This window comes from Sporosarcina sp. FA15 (assembly GCF_051550195.1).
Classification (GTDB): Bacteria; Bacillota; Bacilli; order Bacillales_A; family Planococcaceae; genus Sporosarcina; species Sporosarcina psychrophila.
The window spans coordinates 2,162,478-2,178,858 of the sequence record NZ_CP188818.1 but is presented as its reverse complement, the minus strand read 5'-3'; the positions used below and the strand labels follow the sequence as shown (position 1 = coordinate 2,178,858).

The following is a 16,381-nucleotide window of genomic DNA, read 5'->3' as shown; positions in this document are numbered from 1 at the left end:
TCCACGGTGAAATCCATGTGGAATAGCTTTTTTTAATTATCGTACCCATTAACATTTAACGCGATTAGAACAGCTTGTCGCGAATAGCGCAAACTACAGAAATCATTTATATTTGTTACGGATGAGGAGATTTTGATGTTTAGCAGCTAGTATTGTGTAGGTTGGAGGTGCATGACTTACTAAGGCTCCAAAATCCTTCCCTATTTAGGTGGAAAGGATTTTGTCTTTATCTGAATTGGCAAAAAGTTTAAAGTTGGGTTAGTAAAGAATTATTGATTCAAGACCCTCTCCGGAGTCGGATCAAACGAAATTATTTTGTGTCTGGTTAGAGAGCTATAAAGTCTTGCACTGTGGAAACCCTTTAAAAGAAGCGATTCCTCGTCTAGACTTCAGCGCTTTTATTTCATTGTCGGTTTCTGTATTAGAAAAACCTAAATGCTCCGGAGATACAGAAGAAACCCGAACAACTATAGGGTGGTGTTGGGATTGCTTAACATAAGAGCGTTTCGGTTATTGGTGAAGCTTCTAGAAACTAGTGGTTCTGTCTATCTAAAGGATTTGTCAGAAGAATTTAATGTGAGTACACGAATGATTAAATATGACCTAGAAGATGTGAAAGGTTGGCTCAATACCCGGGAGATAGAGTTATTTTCACAGTCAAATAAAGGGATTTGGATTGATTGTAGTGAGGAAAAACGATTGGCCATCATCCATACCCTGCCGGAAATTGAGCGAAATGATGTCTATCTGAATCAGGAGGCTAGAGTAGGGAAAATGATTTTATATATGCTGGTGAACACTGACTACATAACTGCATCTACTTTTTCCGAGCGGCTTGATGTAAGTAGAAATACATCTTTGAATGATATTAAACAAATAGATGAATTGCTTCAACCTTGGAAAATAGAATTAGAAAGAAAGCACGGAACGGGTTATAAATTAATAGGAGACGAACTATCGCTAAGGTTGCTGTTTGAGCATTTGATCCATGCTGATTTGACAAATAATGAAATCTATAAAATTATGAGTGGTGTAACCTGTCGAGATTTATTAATTGAAGGACCTATGCTATTTGCCGACATACTTCCTTTGTATAAAGTCGTTGAGAAGCAGATGGCTCGGTTATTTGCTTCTCAACCTAAACACGTACTTCATGAATCAGATGTACTAAGGATTTTGTTTAGAATGACAATCTCGATTACTCGAATGAACGCTGGATTTACGATGAAAGACTATCGGATTATAAAGAAAGCTGATTATCCTAATTTAACGGTTCAGCTAATGGAGAAGGTGTATGAACAAATGCAGTATCCTTTGTTTGAAGAGGAATACCGCTATATTACAGGAGATAGGGATAACGCGCTCAATCAAATCGACATCGTCAAGGTCACAAAAGAAATAATCCAATATGTCAGTGATATACAAGGGATTCATTATCATAAGGATCCAAAACTATATAATAATCTTTTTGCTCACCTTTCTCTACGTTTTCAAAAAGGGGAAATCAATTTCACAGAAATTAATCCATTCACCAAAGAATTAAAGAAAAACTATTCAGTTCTATTCTCAACTATCAGAAAAGCGTGCCAAATATACCTTGCGCCTCTAAAAATTTCAGTGCCGGATTCGTTTGTATCGTTAATCGTGCTCCATTTCATTGTCTCTTTTGAAAAGAAGTTTAATCAAAAAGGTAAAATTCGTACTTTATATGTATGTTCTACTGGAAGAGGCGTGGCGCGTCTTATTAAAAATCGAGTCGAAAGAGAAATTTATGATATTGAAATCGTTAAAAATTGTTCGATTATGGAAGTGGATGAAATTTGCATCCAGCAAAAAGTCGATTTGATTATTAGTGTCTTTCCAATTGAAACTGATCTTCCATTAGTAATTGTGGATCCGCTGCCAAGTAAAAGGGATATCGAAACCATCAAACGTAAGGTGCAGGAGTTACTGCGTTATAAAAACTTTCAATTTAATAACTTGTTGGAAAGTACCGAGGAAACAATCGGTAGTCAAGATACTGAATTCATCAGTCAAGAAATAATCTTAAAGGGTTTTGAGATTAATCAAGAAATCCAGTTAGCTTTTACCGATGAAATAGGAGCTACCAAGAAGCAGGCACTCATGCTGCATATTTTTTTAATGGTTCATCGCTTTTATTTCGATAAACAATACGACAATTATTCAAGTTCTAGCAATCATTCTTATGACAAAGAGGATATTCAAAAGATCAAAGAAATTTTAGATGTGCATGATTTGCAAACACACAAAGCTGAAATCATTGCAATCCTGCATTATTTAAAATAGCTGGGGGTGTTTTTGTGCCAGAAGAAATCATCATAAAAAATGGTTATCTCATTGATCCGCAACAAGACACGATCGAAATAAAGGAAATTGCAGTACGAAATGGATTACTCGTGGAGCCACAACATAATAGTTCTGCAAATGTAACATATATCAATGCAGAAGGATGCTATGTTTCACCAGGCTTCATCGATATGCATGTTCATATCTTTACTGGACACACCGAACTTGGGATCGATGCTGATCTAGTGGGCATTGAGCAAGGCGTTACAACAGTAGTCGATGCAGGTAGTGCCGGATATTCAGATTATGCGGCTTTTAAGGAGAAGGTGGTTGAACCGAGTCAAACGAAGGTTCTTTCATTCCTTAATATTGCGAGAAAGGGCTTAACTAGCGGTCTTGCTGAACTTGCAAATATGGAAGATTTAATGAGTATAGAAGAAGCAGAAGAAATTTTTAAAAAGGAACCAAGCATTGTTGGATTGAAGGCAAGAATGAGTGGGAGTGTTGTTAAAAATAGTGGAATTAAACCTCTTCAACATGCGCGTATGCTAGCGGACCGTTTAAGTGTTCCAATCATGGTCCACATTGGGAACCCACCTCCCCATTTACAAGACATTTTCCCTCTCTTAAGTAAAGGAGACATCGTGACACATGCATTTCATGGAAAAAAACATGGGATTATGAATGCAGAAGGTGAACTAATTCCAGAAGCGTTGGATGCTTTAAAGAGGGGCGTATTATTCGATGTCGGACATGGTACCTCTAGCTTTAGCTATGAAACTATGATGAAATTCAGAGAGCAATATGACGATTCGTTTACGACCAGTACCGATATATATATTAAAAACTATCAAAGCCCTGTTTGTAGCTTGATGACTACGATGACCAAGCTATTGGAACTTGGAATCCCTTTAATTGAAGTAGTGAAGTCGGTCACATTGGGAGCAGCAAATGCACTTGGGGCAAGTGATATAGGTACGCTAGCACTAGGAACCAAAGCCGATATTACGATTTTCAAGATTATTAAACAACGAACGATCTTAATAGATTCAGAGGGAGTAGAACTAGAAGCAAAGCAAATACTTAAACCATATATGGTATTGAGAAATGGGAAGGTAGTGTACCATGATGAATCAACAAATTCCAAAAGAGCGCGAGATAATCAATAAAAGCGGGAATTCAGAATTATGTATAGAAGTATTAACTTATTCAAAAAAAGTTTTAACGACTAAAAAAATTATTATGACAGAAACGCAGTGGCTTTCATTTGTTTCACACATTTCCGGTATGGTTTATCGCTCAATAAATATGGAAGCGATTCCAGCGCTTGAAAAAGAAATATTTAGTGAGGTTACACAAGATTCCATTGGAATGGCAAGTGACATTTGCAAACAACTTAGCAATTTGCATGATGATGAAAAGTATCTTTTATCAATCCACTTTGAATCTGCAAAATTAAATTGAAAATAGGGGGAATAAGTTATGAGTGAAATTATTGTTGTGATTGGCGATCGTTTAGGAAAAGGGCAAAATGTAGGAAAAGGCGTGGAGGCAGCAGGGGGCAAGGCAATCGTTATCAGTGGAGTGGCTGCCGATATGAAACTGGGCGATATGATGAATGAAGTGAAGGCGGATATGGGTATCTCTTTTTGTGGTAGTGGGGGAGCAGGGGCTATTACGGCGCAGTCAAAATATGGATATTCAGCACGCTATGGCATGCGTTCCGTTGAAGAAGGACTAACAGCATTAAGAGAGGGAAAGACAGTTCTTGGTTTTGGCTTTAATGATTCGGAAGAATTGGGAAGAAGACTTACAGAAGAATTCATAAAACTAAGGAGCTGATTTCATGAAAAAAATTATTGAAACAAAGGTCCGTATTGAGGGCAAAGGGGATTCGAAAGAAAGGGCACTGAATACGGCACTAGGGAATATTCAGAAAAAAGTAATGAAAGACTATAAGGGAAATATGATTATTCGGATTGAGCCTGTAAATGTTGATGTAGTAGAAGCGATGGAAACGTCGTATGTTGAGCGCTTTTTATTCGTTTTTGCACCACGCAAAAGAAGTAAATACAGGGTTGTGCTAGATGTAGATGTGGAATTATTCCTGTTGGATGTAGAAGAAATTCGATTTGAAACAGTTGAACAAGGAAACAGTTTGAAGGGTCAAATCATGGGTAATAATTTCTTGAAATAAAGGGGGATAAACTATGGAATTACTTACGATTATTTTTAAGTCTATCATCATTGGAGGATTTGTAGGTTTCGGCGTAGGCGCCGGTGCGGCTCGGATGTTTCACGCTCCCAAATCACAAGGAATGGGCGCATTTCGAACGTTGGGAGAGTTAAATGCTTGTGCAGGGGACGCAGCATCACACTTTTCATTCGGTTTAGGATTCTTCTTTAATGCATGGGCATCTTCTGTAGGCGCTGGTGCATTCACGCAAGACGTCGACCATCGGATTATTCCAAACTGGGCGGCAGCTGTGTTAATGAGAAAAGGAAAACGTCCAGAAGATACACTGCATAATCCAAAGAAAATGGCAATTGCAGGAGCAATTATCGGGGTACTTGTTGTAACATTCTTGAATTCGACGGCCTCTGCAATTCCAGAGTCATTGCAAGCAATTGCGTTAAAAGTATTGGTTCCAGCAGCAAATTTGCTCATCAATCCTGTCATGCCGGTTATCTTCTGGTTGGCAGCTTTGGATTCTGGTAAGCGATCGGGAATCTGGGGAACGATTTTCGGCGGAGCTGCACATATGGTCATGGGAAATGCCGTGCCTGGTGTCGTGCTGGGAATTTTAATCGGAAAAGGCGTAGATGACGGTGGTTGGAATAAAGTTACAAAGACACTTATGGTTTCTGTAATTTTATTGTTTATATTTAGTGGGTTTTTCCGTGGATTCGATATTCAGTTCCTTCAAGGATTTAATCTTGAAGCGCCTGAATGGTTAATCAATCTACACAAACTAATTGGATATGAGGTGAAGTAAGTGGGGGATAACAATGAAATTAATATGAAAAGTTTTTGGTATGCCGATTGGTCATTTCCGATTTTTGTAGCCCTATTGTCATCCGGAGTATTTGCGGGCACCCATATGTACTACGTTTATAAAATTGGGGCGTTTAATGATGTTGCGATTGTTGCGATGCTTGAAGTAGGAATGCAAGGTGGTGGCTATGGTGTAGCGGCAGCATTTGGGGCAAGTTTTCTATTTGCACGCATTTTGGAGGGTTCGCTTGTTGGGATTTTAGATATAGGTGGTGCAATTCAAACGGGACTTGGAATTGGTGTACCTGCATTACTTCTGGCTTCCGGAATTACCGCACCAATTGAAAATTTTGGGCTAGCTTTACTTACTGGCGCTATTTTAGGGCTTGCAATCGGGTATGTTGTCATTATGGTTCGTAAACTTACAGTAGGGCAATCTAACTCCACTTTTGGAGCAGATGTCATGATGGGAGCGGGGAATGCTTCAGGAAGATTCTTAGGACCATTGATTATCATTTCCGCTGCATCTGCATCTATTCCAATTGGTGTTGGTGCCGTTGTTGGAGCAGCAATTTTTTACGCGGGAAAGAAGCCTATTGTAGGCGGAGCAATTTTAGGAGCAATGCTTTTAGGGGCATTTTTCCCAATACCATTAGACTGAGGTGAACAAGATGAGTGTTTTTAGGCGATTAGGATTAAAACAAGTTATTAATGCAAGCGGAAAAATGACAGCTCTTGGTGCATCAGCCGTAAGTGAGGAAGTTGCGCAAACACTTAAAGAAGCCTCTCAAGATTATGTAGACATTGATGAAATCATGGAGCTTACAGGGACTGTTATTGCTGAAGTAACAGGTGCTGAGGATGGCTGTCCGACGAGCGGTGCAGCGGCTGGGATTGCGATTAGTACTGCAGCCGTTATCGCGGGTAAAAATCTGACACATATTGAAAGACTACCAAATTCAGATGGGTTGAAAAACCAAGTCATCGTTCAAAAAGGACAGCAAATTCATTTTGGGGCCAGCATTGCACAAATGATCAGTTTGGGCGGCGGGCAGGTGGTTGAAGTCGGTCAAGCAAACAAAGTGGAAGCACAGCATATTGAGGAAGCAATCAATGAAAATACTGCTGCACTGATGTACATTAAATCTCATCATGCTATTCAAAAAGGGATGCAACCAATTGAAACTATGATAGAAATTGCGAAGAAGCATCACATTCCATTTATTATCGATGCTGCAGCTGAAGAGGATTTCAAACTATATATTGCGATGGGTGCAGACATCGTGATATATAGTGGTGGTAAAGCATTGGAAGGGCCAACATCAGGATTCATTTGTGGTAGAAAAGAATTAATGGAAGCATGCCGGAAGCAATATAAAGGAATTGGTCGTCCGATGAAAATTGGAAAAGAAGGAATGGCCGGTTTGATCGTAGCACTTAAGCAATATGCCGATAAAGCTACAGATGTAGAGGGGCAGCTTAGTAGAATGAAGAAACTCTGTAATGATTTAAATGGTGTTTCTGGATTGACATGCTCAGTCAAACAGGATGAAGCAGGCAGGGATATTTACCGTGCAACTATTGAAGTGGATAGTAAAGAAGCGGGCATGGATGCAGAGGATTTGCTACACGCACTCGAGTCAGGAAATCCGGCTATTTTTTTACGCCATCATTATGTGAACATCGGAATATTATCTGTCGATCCAAGACCCTTGCTTAAAGGGCAAGAAGATATCATAGCAAAAACAATCAAACGAGTTCTAGCTCAAGGAGTGGAATAATGACATTTAAACATCAAGTCTTTTTTAACGTGCTAGCCAAGGATTTGAACAATGCGCTGGAGCTTGTGGAAATTGCGAAGGATCGTGTACTAGTCGGAGTCATGGTCAAGAACTTCCCGACAGAAGAGGCTGCTATCGAATTAGTAAAAGAATTCAAGGACAATAATATTCTCGTTTCAGTGGGGTTAGGTGCAGGTGATCCTAATATGTGGAGAAAAGTTGCGAATGTATCTGTGGCAACTTTACCAGATCATATTAACCAAGTATTCCCGGCATCGGGTTATACGCTTGGAAGAATGGAACAAACTACAGAAAATGTTCCCGTGATAAACTCTTTGGTGGAACCAACTGGCATGCCTGGTCAAGTGTATATTTCCACAGGCCCAGCAAGTTCGGCCTACCGAGAGAAGGTATCATGTGAACTTGTGGCAGCTATGATTGCTGAGCTCGGGATTCCTTCTATCAAATTATATCCAATCGAAGGTGAAAAGGGTCTTGAGGAATTAGCAGCAATGACGCAAGCAGCAGTAAAAGCGGGCATTAAAATCATTGAACCAACAGGTGGTATTACGTTAGACAACGTCCATGTAATCGTACAAACATGTCTGGACAATGGTGCAGAAACCGTAATTCCACATTTATACACATCTATAATCGATAAAGAAACTGGCGATACCAAACCTTCTGCGATGAAGCAATTGATTGAGATGACTTGGTGACAATGCCGGCATCAATCCGAGTCTCTCTACTAGACTGGTCGAGAACACTGAAGAAGCAATCAGGAAATTATTTGATTGACATGGAGAATTAAGAGTTGGATTAATGAAATGAAAAACAGCTATTCCACGTTGGTGAAATCCAAGTGGAATAGCTGTTTTGCTAGTAACCTATATAAGAATATGCAAAAAATTTTAGACTATATATATTGAATTAAAGAATCCCACTAAATTTACTGTGGCGCTCAATAAGGAGAGAGTATTAATTCGGGGGGTGGATTGTAGAACGCTTAGCGCTTTGGGAATGCCTTACAGCTTCGACGACCCCTTTTCCGCGCCTGCGCTAGGTTGTTCATTATCGAGAGAAATGTGATTTTGAGATGTATATGCAGAGATTATAATGTGATTACTTTTTGATACTAATTCTATTCAAGAAAGACACACTCTAGGCTGCAGATTTCATCGTAGATAATGAAAAGCTCTTTCTCACATAGACAATCTAGCGCAGGCGCGTCTTCGTGGTAGCCGGAGCGATAAGAACAAGGAGGGATACAGTTCAATCCCTCCCAAGTGGTCTTCTTTCTGGCTTATCGCGGGAGGCATCCACAAAGCGTCGAAGCGGTATTAGTGGGAATCCTAATTTATCCCAATTACAAGGGCTTTTTCAGTGGCCTTTCAAAATCCCTTGTAAAGCGCATACGCCGTATTCATTTGTTCAACATATATGGATTTGTTAATTGCTCCAATCGTTTGGTCAATCGCTCACGCCAATCGTGTGCCAATTCTTGAACGTCCAACACTTTTTTGATGCCTTCAATATCCTTTGGATGATGAAAATAAATCTGGTTCGCAAAAAGGATGGACACTTGTTTTGGATGAGATTCTACTAATGTAATTGTCGAATCTTTTCGTACAGAGCCTTCTTCTAAAACACGACATAAATAACCTGTGAACCCGGTTTCCACCATTCTTTTAAGAAGGGGAGGCATATCGGTTCTCTTTGTAATCGTGCTACATGGAATTCTGCCTTGCGTTATTTGAATAACAGCATCTCCGAGACGAAAAATGTCACCAATATGAACGTTTTGCTCCAACATATTGGTGACTGTTATATTCTCCCCGAAAGCCGAACTTGGTAGGGGCTTGTTAAACTCCTGTTCCCAGAGCGAATAATGCTCATGCGGATAGACACAAACTGCGCGGTCAAGCCCCCCATGATGTCGAAGGTCTGCTACACCATCTCCTCTAAAGCCATCTTTTGTTAAAAAGACCTCCTCAATCGTTTCTTTGCAGATGCCAGTATCCATTTCTTTATCAGTACCATATTTCATTTTTTTCGGTAATCCGATTGATAAGTTTTTTAATTCAGCACTAAAAGTTGTCATTTAGGTATATACCTACTTTCTACAAGGAGTGAAAACAAGTTTAATTGCCCATCTATTCTACAATCAAACCACAGCAAAAATCAGTTGTCAAAACATTTTATGAAAACAGCCCATCGCTAAAAGCAATGGGCTGTTTTTCTGGAATTATTTCTTTAAATCATCAATGGAATTGATATCTTCCATATAGGTTGGTACAGCTAGTCCCTGTTTGACGTTCACCATATTAATACCAACATCTTCGAATTTACCATCAAATTTATCTAGATAGGTTTTGTGGGTGATAGGTAACCAAGCAGCGAATGTTGCATCTGCACTTCCATCAGCGATAGCTGAGAACATTGGACCTGGTTCTACCATCGATAATTCGACTTTATAACCCTTATCTTCAAGAACAAGTTTCATCATATTATGACTTGCGATTTCACTATCCCAGGGCGCATAGACGAGCTTGAGGGTATCTCCATCCACGTTAGCCACGCCATCTGTCCACTCTGCTACTTTGTCTTGATTGTCGTCAATCCATGTTTGGGCTGCTTCTTCAGGCTTTACCCCATCTTCAATCGCGACCATAATTTCGCTCATATCCTCTATGTCCCAGTTGAAGCGTTGGAAAATCGTGTAAGCTTCAGGGAAGTCATCTTTCATTCCCATTCGAGTAATTGAATGAATTTCTTCAGAATCACCATAGACTAGTTTAGGATCCTCTAAATATTTTAAGTCGAATTTTAGAAACATCCAGTGCGGACTCCAAGCTGTTATGATAATTGGTTCTTCTTTATCATAAGCTCTTTTCAAAGCAGCTGTCATCGCGGCACCAGAGCCCGAAGTGAGATTCCAATCTGTCAGATCATATTCTTTAAGTGCTCTCGCCGTTAATTCCATATGTCCTGAACCGGGATCAATCCCTGTAATTGTGTGGTCAACAGAGTCACCGGCCGTTGTTTTTGTTCCTGATGTTTGCTCATCGTCGTTTTTTGCATCATCACTGTTGCATGCTGCAAGTCCGAATGCCAAAAGTGCAGCTGTTCCAAATCCAGTTATCTTTTTTAAAAGTGTCATGTTCTTAGTTCCTCCTCAATTTTTCCGATTATCCGGATTAAAAATGAATAGGGCATAAATAAGCACAATGGATATATGTATGAATAGCCAGAAGTGGGGGGCGTTACGCCCTCATTAAAGAAGAATGACAGAGAAAGCAATTCTTTATAAAAGCATAGGATAAAGAATTCGCTAGTATATGGGGAATTTTACTAGAGTCTGATGATGTTTGCTTCATTCAATTTAATTACTGTCATATAAGCCCGCATTTCATGTCCGATAAATCTATAACTCCTCTCATATCAGGCAGTTTATACTGCTTTGTAATAGGTCTATTTATAGTAAGTGATAACCCTCCCCGAAAAATAGAAATATGTATAGACCGCAGATAAACGTAAGTGCTGACCTTCCCTAATGATCTGGATTGTTTATCATCAGCCATTTAGTACCCAAATTAAGTGTAACATAGTTTTGTGTACACTTTTTTGAAGATTGCCTTTCTGAGGTTGAAGAATAGGTGCGAAAGGAAATGGATAGGCTGAGTTTTTAGAATGAAAGGAGAATATTAACGGAAGAATGATGTGGCCATTAGAGAACTAGAGCGCTTACGCATTTCAGGAGGTTTATGGCATGAAAGAATTCAAAATAACTTACTTTTTTGATGAAGAGCATTATATCAGAAGGTTTATTTATATGGAGTCCCAAGAAAGAGCAGAAGAACTAATCCAAAGCGAGCGAGATCGCTACATTTCGTTCCGGGATAGCAGAGGGATTTACCACGAGTTGAATACCCGCGATGTTCGAGTGATTCAACTGTCTGATTACAACCGAATCGATAAAAGTAAAAAAGCACCAGAGTAAATTGGTGGGAGTTCTTATGGGGGATTACCCCAGAAAAAATATGTGTTGATTAACCAAAGTTAGCCTGAAATGTACAAGTGCAAATTTAGATTGGTATGTTTTTCTTACAGGTGCTTCGTGTAAGAAAATGGTTAATCAATAGTCGTGCCGAAAAGTAGTCGTCTATAATATAAAAGATGCTATTCCGTGATGGATGTCACCATCGTGGAATAGCATCTTTTACATAGGTCTATAACTAAGACATCATCTGGATTAATTAAAAGCATTGTTCTATTTTGATAGCAAGTCTTGGCAATTCAAGACTTACTTATACGTATATTATTTGCGTTTATATCTTTCGCAAGTAGGACAATATTAATTAAGGATTTAGTACGTTGGTTGAATTCTCGTCTATGAATTTTCTTTTCTTTATGTAATTTTTCTAATACATAATAAATAGAGGAGACATTTTTCAGAATAGAATCTTCTAATTTATCTTCATTTAATAACGTCTGGAAATCCTTTAAAGTCGTTTGAAACGACTTTGATTGGTCGGACGAAATTTTTGAAATGACTAACTCAATGTCAAGTGTAGAATCTAAATTGGTCATCCTATCAGAACAACACCTCTCTGAAATGTGTAACGATTTTTGTATTCAATGAAAACTAGTATAAAGTAACTTCTTTTACAGTTATCTTTGAACATAGGACAATGGAATATGTTACAGTTGGTAATATAATTTGCTTTACTTTCTATTCGTTCTTTCAGGATTACTTAAAGTTATATCTTTACCGAAATAAATATACTTCGAGGGCATTTGAAATACTTCTTCTAGCTTCAACATATGATTAAACGAGATGGCAGAAGAATCTTTTTCCCACTCTTCGTATGTAGTTAGGCTGACTCCTATTCTTTCGGCGAGATCAATAGAATTCATCCCATATTTCAATCGTAAAGAATGAAGTGTTTGGATGAGGTAAAATGGCACTCCATTTTCAGATATCACATAATTCACCCCTTATTCACATAATTATATATTACTAAAAGTGATATAACAAGAGAACTTGCATGGGGATAGTTACCACATGCTTTTTTTGTATTAAAACAGATTACTTCCGAAATGATGTACAATCAGTATGAGAAGTAAATGGAGGTTCTATTCATGACCAATCTGGTACAAGGCTTATTTTCCAGACGTTTGAAGCGATTGAGGGAAAGAAATAAAATAACGATGGTGGAACTTGCCGAAGCGATTGGGATGAGCCAAGCAACAATCTCAGAATGGGAAAAGGGAAATAAATTTCCAAGGGCTGGGGCTTTACAACAATTGGCGCATTACTTTGATGTCCCAATGGAATATTTCTTTAAAGAAAACGCTTATCCTATTGCAGAGACGGTAAATATTCCGTGCTTACCAAGCATTTCGGCAGGTGTTCTCTCACTTACAGATGGTATCGAATGTGATGAGATTGAATTTATAAAGCTACCTGTCAGTTTCTTAGGGGAGCACTCGAAAGACGAAGATCTAATAGCATTTAAAGTAAATGGAGAAAGTATGAATTTGTTATTTCCTGATGGGTCTCCCATCGTTGCTTTACAAATTGGACGAGATAAACTGGAAAATGGTGATATAGCCGTTTACTGTTTTGGGAATGAATATGCCGTCAGGCGCTATAGAAGAATTGAACAGCAACAAGTGATTGTATTGAGTCCGGAATCAACAAATAAAAGCTTTCATGATTGTATAGTCCCTTTCAAAGCGGAGAGTGGCTTAGAGATAATTGCTAAAATAATTTGGTATGGTGTATCCGTTTAGTGTGGATGCAATTTTTTAAAAGAATACTAGAAAAGTGCTAGAGACTAGAAAATACATAATGTTGAAAAACGTATACTTACTTAATTTGGGTATAATAAAAAGTTGAAATAACTTTCTTGAAACAAAAAAATGCTATTCCACAATTATGATATCCATGTGGAATAGCATTTTATATTAGAGGGGCATCTACCTGGATAAAAGCCGCCAAAGATACAATTTTGGCGGCTGAAACATTCTTTAGGGTTTCTCTTTTTACTAGTAAAGAAGTGCCGCTTTCTATAAGGTATCACATGATTACATGCATACTCTTTGCTAAAGGTAAGCAAGGAATGCATTGTACATAGTACAAGAGTGCCCGAGATTGCATCTTCGGGCACTTACAATTTCTATAGAAAGTCATCTATTCATTTCATTTAAACCTAACTGCATTTTTCACTTGAACATTGTAGGGACGCGACAGGCAACTATTCCCAATAGGATTACCGAAAAAAGTGTGGCTAGAAGTGACGGATTGTCGTGATTAGTTCGCCGAAATCGAACCGAAAATGATCCAGTGAAAACGGGTTTTCCAAAGCCTTACTCACCCGTATTTCATGTGAATAAATGGATAATCAACAGAAGTCTGCTGGATTTTAAGCAAGAGGTGCCGTTAGAAGTTATTTTCGTAGTTTCATAACAATATCCTCATCTGGCGTAACTAATATAGTCCTTTGTTCAAAATAAATAACAAATCCAGGCTTAGATCCGTTCGGCTTTTTCACATGCCTGACTTCTGTGTAGTCAACAGGTACTGCTGATGATCCGCGGGCTTTGCTGAAATAAGCAGAAAGGATAGCCGCTTCACGAATTGTCTCTTCGTCTGGATCCGCCTCGTGTATGACAACGTGTGATCCAGGGATATCCTTAGTATGGAGCCAAGTTTGTTCCCGGGATGCAATTTTAAATGTTAAATAGTCATTTTGCTTATTGTTCTTGCCCACTGAAATTTTCACACCAGTAGATGATACATATGTTTCAGGTACTGGTTTTTTCGGTTTCAGTTTCTTTTTCGACTTGCGGGCCTTCAGAAAACCAAGTTCCGCCAACTCTTCACGTATTTCTGCGATGTCTATAGGGGATGCTTGTAACACTTGCTGTTTAATCATTTCAAAGTAGGCGATATCTTCTGCCGTTTTTTCAAGCTGTTCAGCAATCATGATAAGTGCTGTTTTCGCTTTGGAATACCTAGAATAAAACCGTTGCGCGTTATCAATTGGTGATTTTCTAGGATCAAGCGGTATGGTTACAGTTGTCCCTTCCTCGTAATAGTTGGCGACAATTGCTTCCGTTGCACCTTTTTCAATGGCATAACTATTGGCAGTAAGTAATTCTCCATAAAGTTGGAATGTATCTAGCTTTCCAGCGGCTTCTCTTTCTTTTACGAGTTTCTTCACTTTCAAATTCAGTTTAGCAACTTCATTGTCGAGCCAACGCTCTAAGTCCGCGGCTTGTGACTTCACACGTTCTCTTTCAGCACGAGCGAAATACACTTTATCCAGCAAATCACCCAGCGTCTTGTATTCCGCAATCGTCTTATCGGAATGTGTTAGCGCTGTCGCTGAAAATACGGTTTTTGTACCAATTTCCGAAATATTTGGTGTGCTAGCTATTCCTTTGAATGATCCAAGGAGTGATGTGAAAACGATGAATTTATTCGCTTCTGGAGCATTTTTTAAGCGGTATAATAATTCCTCCGCATTAACTGGTGAAAAGCCTGAAAATCGTTGGACGACTTCACGGGCACTTTCTAACTCTGGTAGCAACCCGTTAAATTGTTCTTCAGTTACCGCAAATGGATTTGTTTTATCCTGCGGAGGAGCTGGTATGAATGGTTGACCCGGTAATATTGTTCGGTAACTATTTACCGATGGTGGCAAGTGTTTCATACTATCAACGATGATGTCGCGGTCGGGATCTACAAGCAGCAAGTTACTGTGCCTGCCCATGATTTCGACATACAATCGTCTGTTAATATCATCACCAATTTCATTTTTCGCCTTCACGTCAATCGTGATAATCCTATCCGTCCCGAATTGGCCGATGGAAGTAATCGACCCACCTTCTAAGTGTTTACGAAGAACCATGCAAAACATAGGCGGTTCAGAAGGATTTGTAATCGCTTCTTCTGTCAACTGAATACGTGAATACGCCGAGTGAATTGAAATAAGTAGTTTTTGATTTTTACCGTCTGCACGGATTAGAAATACGACTTCTTGTGCGTTCGGCTGATGGATTTTGGAGATACGTCCATTTTTCAAGACTTGTAGCTCCTGCACCATAGCCGTTGTGAATAAACCATCAAATGCCATTAGGATTCCTCTTTCAAATCGTTTTTCCCTATTTTAGCACTACAACAAGCATATATGGTATAATATGAACAGATTGTTTCGATCGATAACGATCGGAGCCGGCATGATTGTGCTGAAGCTCCACTGTAAAATTAGATTAGATAAGAAGAGGGATTGCATGTACAAACAACGTGGGCTTCTAATTGTTCTATCTGGACCTTCGGGTGTGGGCAAAGGGACGGTTCGAAAAGAGCTTTTTACACAACCTGATACGAATTATGAATACTCGATTTCAATGACGACGAGAAGTCCACGCGAAGGTGAAGTGGATGGCTCCGATTATTTTTTCAAATCGCGGGCTGAATTCGAACAGTTGGTTGAAGAAGATAGACTTCTTGAATATGCTGAATACGTAGGCAATTATTACGGTACTCCGCTTGATTATGTTAATGCAACGCTTGACGCTGGGAGAGACGTATTCCTCGAAATCGAGGTTGTCGGAGCGGCACAAGTGCGTGCCAAAGTTCCAGACGGATTATTCATTTTCCTTGCACCGCCAAGTTTATCTGAACTCGAAGACAGACTTGTAGGAAGAGGTACTGAAGAAGCGGATGTCATTGCAACACGTATTTTGAAAGCGCGTGAAGAACTTGAAATGATGAACTTGTACGATTATGTCGTAGAAAACGACGAAGTGACAAACGCTTGCGATCGCATCAATGCCATTGTCACTGCCGAACATTGCCGCAGAGAACGTGTAGAAAAAATCTATCTAGGTATGCTGAAAGGGGAATAATCAATGTTAACTCCATCAATCGATTCTCTAAAAGAAAAAATCGACTCGAAATACACACTTGTAACACTCGCTTCAAAACGTGCGCGTCAAATGCAAGAAGAGGGCAATAAGCTTCTTACTTCTTATGTCTCTAACAAGAATGTCGGTAAAGCACTTGAAGAAGTGGCAGCCGGTGTACTTTCTAAAAAGAAATCGGACGATTCAATCGTCTACGAAGACGAAGTTTAATAAGTCCAGCTATCTTTGTACTTAATAGACAGTGGGATTTTCGATTCGAAATGGTGTCTAGGCTTCAGTCGCCAGACGCTCGGGACATAAGTCAGCCCAGCTACGCGGCAAATTACGCCGCTTCGCCGGTCCGTCTTATGCCTGTCGCATC

The 16,381-nt window shown here is 39.3% G+C and carries 17 protein-coding genes; 13 read left to right on the top strand and 4 right to left on the bottom strand.

Features of this window, described 5'->3' with window-relative positions; all coding sequences use genetic code 11:
- The first annotated feature begins 486 nt into the window (after positions 1–486).
- From ACP8HG_RS10520 to ACP8HG_RS10480, 9 genes are read left to right on the top strand one after another with little or no spacing between them, the layout of a single operon-like run.
- Positions 487–2,307 carry a BglG family transcription antiterminator gene (locus tag ACP8HG_RS10520; RefSeq protein ID WP_438298597.1) on the top strand — a complete coding sequence of 607 codons (1,821 nt, stop codon included), beginning with the start codon at positions 487–489 and terminating at the stop codon, positions 2,305–2,307.
- Between the two features lie 14 nt (positions 2,308–2,321).
- Positions 2,322–3,476 (top strand): amidohydrolase/deacetylase family metallohydrolase, encoded by a 1,155-nt coding sequence (locus ACP8HG_RS10515; RefSeq protein ID WP_438298596.1) that lies wholly within the window; start codon positions 2,322–2,324, stop codon positions 3,474–3,476.
- Positions 3,433–3,771, top strand: a complete 339-nt coding sequence (locus ACP8HG_RS10510; protein ID WP_067211395.1) for a PRD domain-containing protein — start codon at positions 3,433–3,435, stop codon at positions 3,769–3,771. Before ACP8HG_RS10515 ends, ACP8HG_RS10510 begins: the two co-directional genes overlap by 44 nt.
- An 18-nt stretch (positions 3,772–3,789) precedes the next feature.
- Complete coding sequence (locus ACP8HG_RS10505) at positions 3,790–4,149, top strand: SFCGS family glycine-rich protein (RefSeq protein WP_438298595.1); 360 nt, start codon at positions 3,790–3,792, stop codon at positions 4,147–4,149.
- Between the two features lie 4 nt (positions 4,150–4,153).
- Positions 4,154–4,504 (top strand): DUF4312 family protein, encoded by a 351-nt coding sequence (locus ACP8HG_RS10500; RefSeq protein ID WP_438298594.1) that lies wholly within the window; start codon positions 4,154–4,156, stop codon positions 4,502–4,504.
- A gap of 13 nt (positions 4,505–4,517) precedes the next feature.
- The gene (locus ACP8HG_RS10495) at positions 4,518–5,303 is read left to right on the top strand and encodes a DUF4311 domain-containing protein (protein ID WP_067211390.1); all 786 of its coding nucleotides are present in this window, start codon (positions 4,518–4,520) and stop codon (positions 5,301–5,303) included.
- A gap of 24 nt (positions 5,304–5,327) precedes the next feature.
- Entirely contained in the window at positions 5,328–5,963 is a 636-nt protein-coding gene (locus ACP8HG_RS10490) for a DUF4310 family protein (protein ID WP_067214019.1), read from the top strand.
- Between the two features lie 10 nt (positions 5,964–5,973).
- Entirely contained in the window at positions 5,974–7,083 is a 1,110-nt protein-coding gene (locus ACP8HG_RS10485) for a DgaE family pyridoxal phosphate-dependent ammonia lyase (RefSeq protein WP_438298593.1), read from the top strand.
- Complete coding sequence (locus tag ACP8HG_RS10480; protein WP_438298592.1) at positions 7,083–7,802, top strand: KDGP aldolase; 720 nt, start codon at positions 7,083–7,085, stop codon at positions 7,800–7,802. The genes ACP8HG_RS10485 and ACP8HG_RS10480 overlap by 1 nt, the downstream gene beginning before the upstream one ends.
- Before the next feature lie 704 nt (positions 7,803–8,506).
- On the opposite strand, the gene ACP8HG_RS10475 is transcribed toward ACP8HG_RS10480, so the two are convergent.
- Together ACP8HG_RS10475 and ACP8HG_RS10470 are read right to left on the bottom strand one after the other, a co-directional pair.
- Entirely contained in the window at positions 8,507–9,184 is a 678-nt protein-coding gene (locus tag ACP8HG_RS10475; protein WP_067211381.1) for an MOSC domain-containing protein, read from the bottom strand.
- Between the two features lie 144 nt (positions 9,185–9,328).
- Positions 9,329–10,243: a glycine betaine ABC transporter substrate-binding protein gene (locus ACP8HG_RS10470; RefSeq protein WP_187045430.1), complete on the bottom strand. Its 915-nt coding sequence runs from the start codon at positions 10,241–10,243 to the stop codon at positions 9,329–9,331.
- A gap of 609 nt (positions 10,244–10,852) precedes the next feature.
- On the opposite strand from ACP8HG_RS10470, the gene ACP8HG_RS10465 reads away from it, so the two are divergent.
- The gene (locus ACP8HG_RS10465; protein WP_067211375.1) at positions 10,853–11,083 is read left to right on the top strand and encodes a hypothetical protein; all 231 of its coding nucleotides are present in this window, start codon (positions 10,853–10,855) and stop codon (positions 11,081–11,083) included.
- A 725-nt stretch (positions 11,084–11,808) separates the two neighbouring features.
- On the opposite strand, the gene ACP8HG_RS10460 is transcribed toward ACP8HG_RS10465, so the two are convergent.
- Positions 11,809–12,069: a helix-turn-helix transcriptional regulator gene (locus ACP8HG_RS10460; RefSeq protein ID WP_067211370.1), complete on the bottom strand. Its 261-nt coding sequence runs from the start codon at positions 12,067–12,069 to the stop codon at positions 11,809–11,811.
- A gap of 156 nt (positions 12,070–12,225) precedes the next feature.
- Between ACP8HG_RS10460 and ACP8HG_RS10455 the strand changes: the two genes are divergently transcribed.
- The gene (locus ACP8HG_RS10455; RefSeq protein ID WP_187045428.1) at positions 12,226–12,879 is read left to right on the top strand and encodes an XRE family transcriptional regulator; all 654 of its coding nucleotides are present in this window, start codon (positions 12,226–12,228) and stop codon (positions 12,877–12,879) included.
- Positions 12,880–13,535: 656 nt separating this feature from the next.
- On the opposite strand, the gene ACP8HG_RS10450 is transcribed toward ACP8HG_RS10455, so the two are convergent.
- Positions 13,536–15,227, bottom strand: coding sequence for an Rqc2 family fibronectin-binding protein (locus ACP8HG_RS10450; protein WP_438298591.1), 1,692 nt, complete (start codon positions 15,225–15,227; stop codon positions 13,536–13,538).
- Positions 15,228–15,384: 157 nt separating this feature from the next.
- On the opposite strand from ACP8HG_RS10450, the gene gmk reads away from it, so the two are divergent.
- Both gmk and rpoZ read left to right on the top strand, forming a co-directional pair.
- Positions 15,385–16,002, top strand: coding sequence for a guanylate kinase (gene gmk / locus ACP8HG_RS10445; protein WP_067211363.1), 618 nt, complete (start codon positions 15,385–15,387; stop codon positions 16,000–16,002).
- A gap of 3 nt (positions 16,003–16,005) precedes the next feature.
- Positions 16,006–16,230, top strand: a complete 225-nt coding sequence (gene rpoZ, locus ACP8HG_RS10440) for a DNA-directed RNA polymerase subunit omega (RefSeq protein WP_067211360.1) — start codon at positions 16,006–16,008, stop codon at positions 16,228–16,230.
- The last annotated feature ends 151 nt before the right edge of the window (positions 16,231–16,381 follow it).

Coding starts and splice junctions, on each gene's coding strand:
- ACP8HG_RS10510 (WP_067211395.1), top strand. CDS start 3,433: ATGATGAATCAACAAATTCCAAAAGAGCGCGAGATAATCAATAAAAGC.
- ACP8HG_RS10505 (WP_438298595.1), top strand. CDS start 3,790: ATGAGTGAAATTATTGTTGTGATTGGCGATCGTTTAGGAAAAGGGCAA.
- ACP8HG_RS10500 (WP_438298594.1), top strand. CDS start 4,154: ATGAAAAAAATTATTGAAACAAAGGTCCGTATTGAGGGCAAAGGGGAT.
- ACP8HG_RS10495 (WP_067211390.1), top strand. CDS start 4,518: ATGGAATTACTTACGATTATTTTTAAGTCTATCATCATTGGAGGATTT.
- ACP8HG_RS10490 (WP_067214019.1), top strand. CDS start 5,328: ATGAAAAGTTTTTGGTATGCCGATTGGTCATTTCCGATTTTTGTAGCC.
- ACP8HG_RS10485 (WP_438298593.1), top strand. CDS start 5,974: ATGAGTGTTTTTAGGCGATTAGGATTAAAACAAGTTATTAATGCAAGC.
- ACP8HG_RS10480 (WP_438298592.1), top strand. CDS start 7,083: ATGACATTTAAACATCAAGTCTTTTTTAACGTGCTAGCCAAGGATTTG.
- ACP8HG_RS10475 (WP_067211381.1), bottom strand. CDS start 9,184: ATGACAACTTTTAGTGCTGAATTAAAAAACTTATCAATCGGATTACCG.
- ACP8HG_RS10470 (WP_187045430.1), bottom strand. CDS start 10,243: ATGACACTTTTAAAAAAGATAACTGGATTTGGAACAGCTGCACTTTTG.
- ACP8HG_RS10465 (WP_067211375.1), top strand. CDS start 10,853: ATGAAAGAATTCAAAATAACTTACTTTTTTGATGAAGAGCATTATATC.
- ACP8HG_RS10455 (WP_187045428.1), top strand. CDS start 12,226: ATGACCAATCTGGTACAAGGCTTATTTTCCAGACGTTTGAAGCGATTG.
- ACP8HG_RS10450 (WP_438298591.1), bottom strand. CDS start 15,227: ATGGCATTTGATGGTTTATTCACAACGGCTATGGTGCAGGAGCTACAA.
- gmk (WP_067211363.1), top strand. CDS start 15,385: ATGTACAAACAACGTGGGCTTCTAATTGTTCTATCTGGACCTTCGGGT.
- rpoZ (WP_067211360.1), top strand. CDS start 16,006: ATGTTAACTCCATCAATCGATTCTCTAAAAGAAAAAATCGACTCGAAA.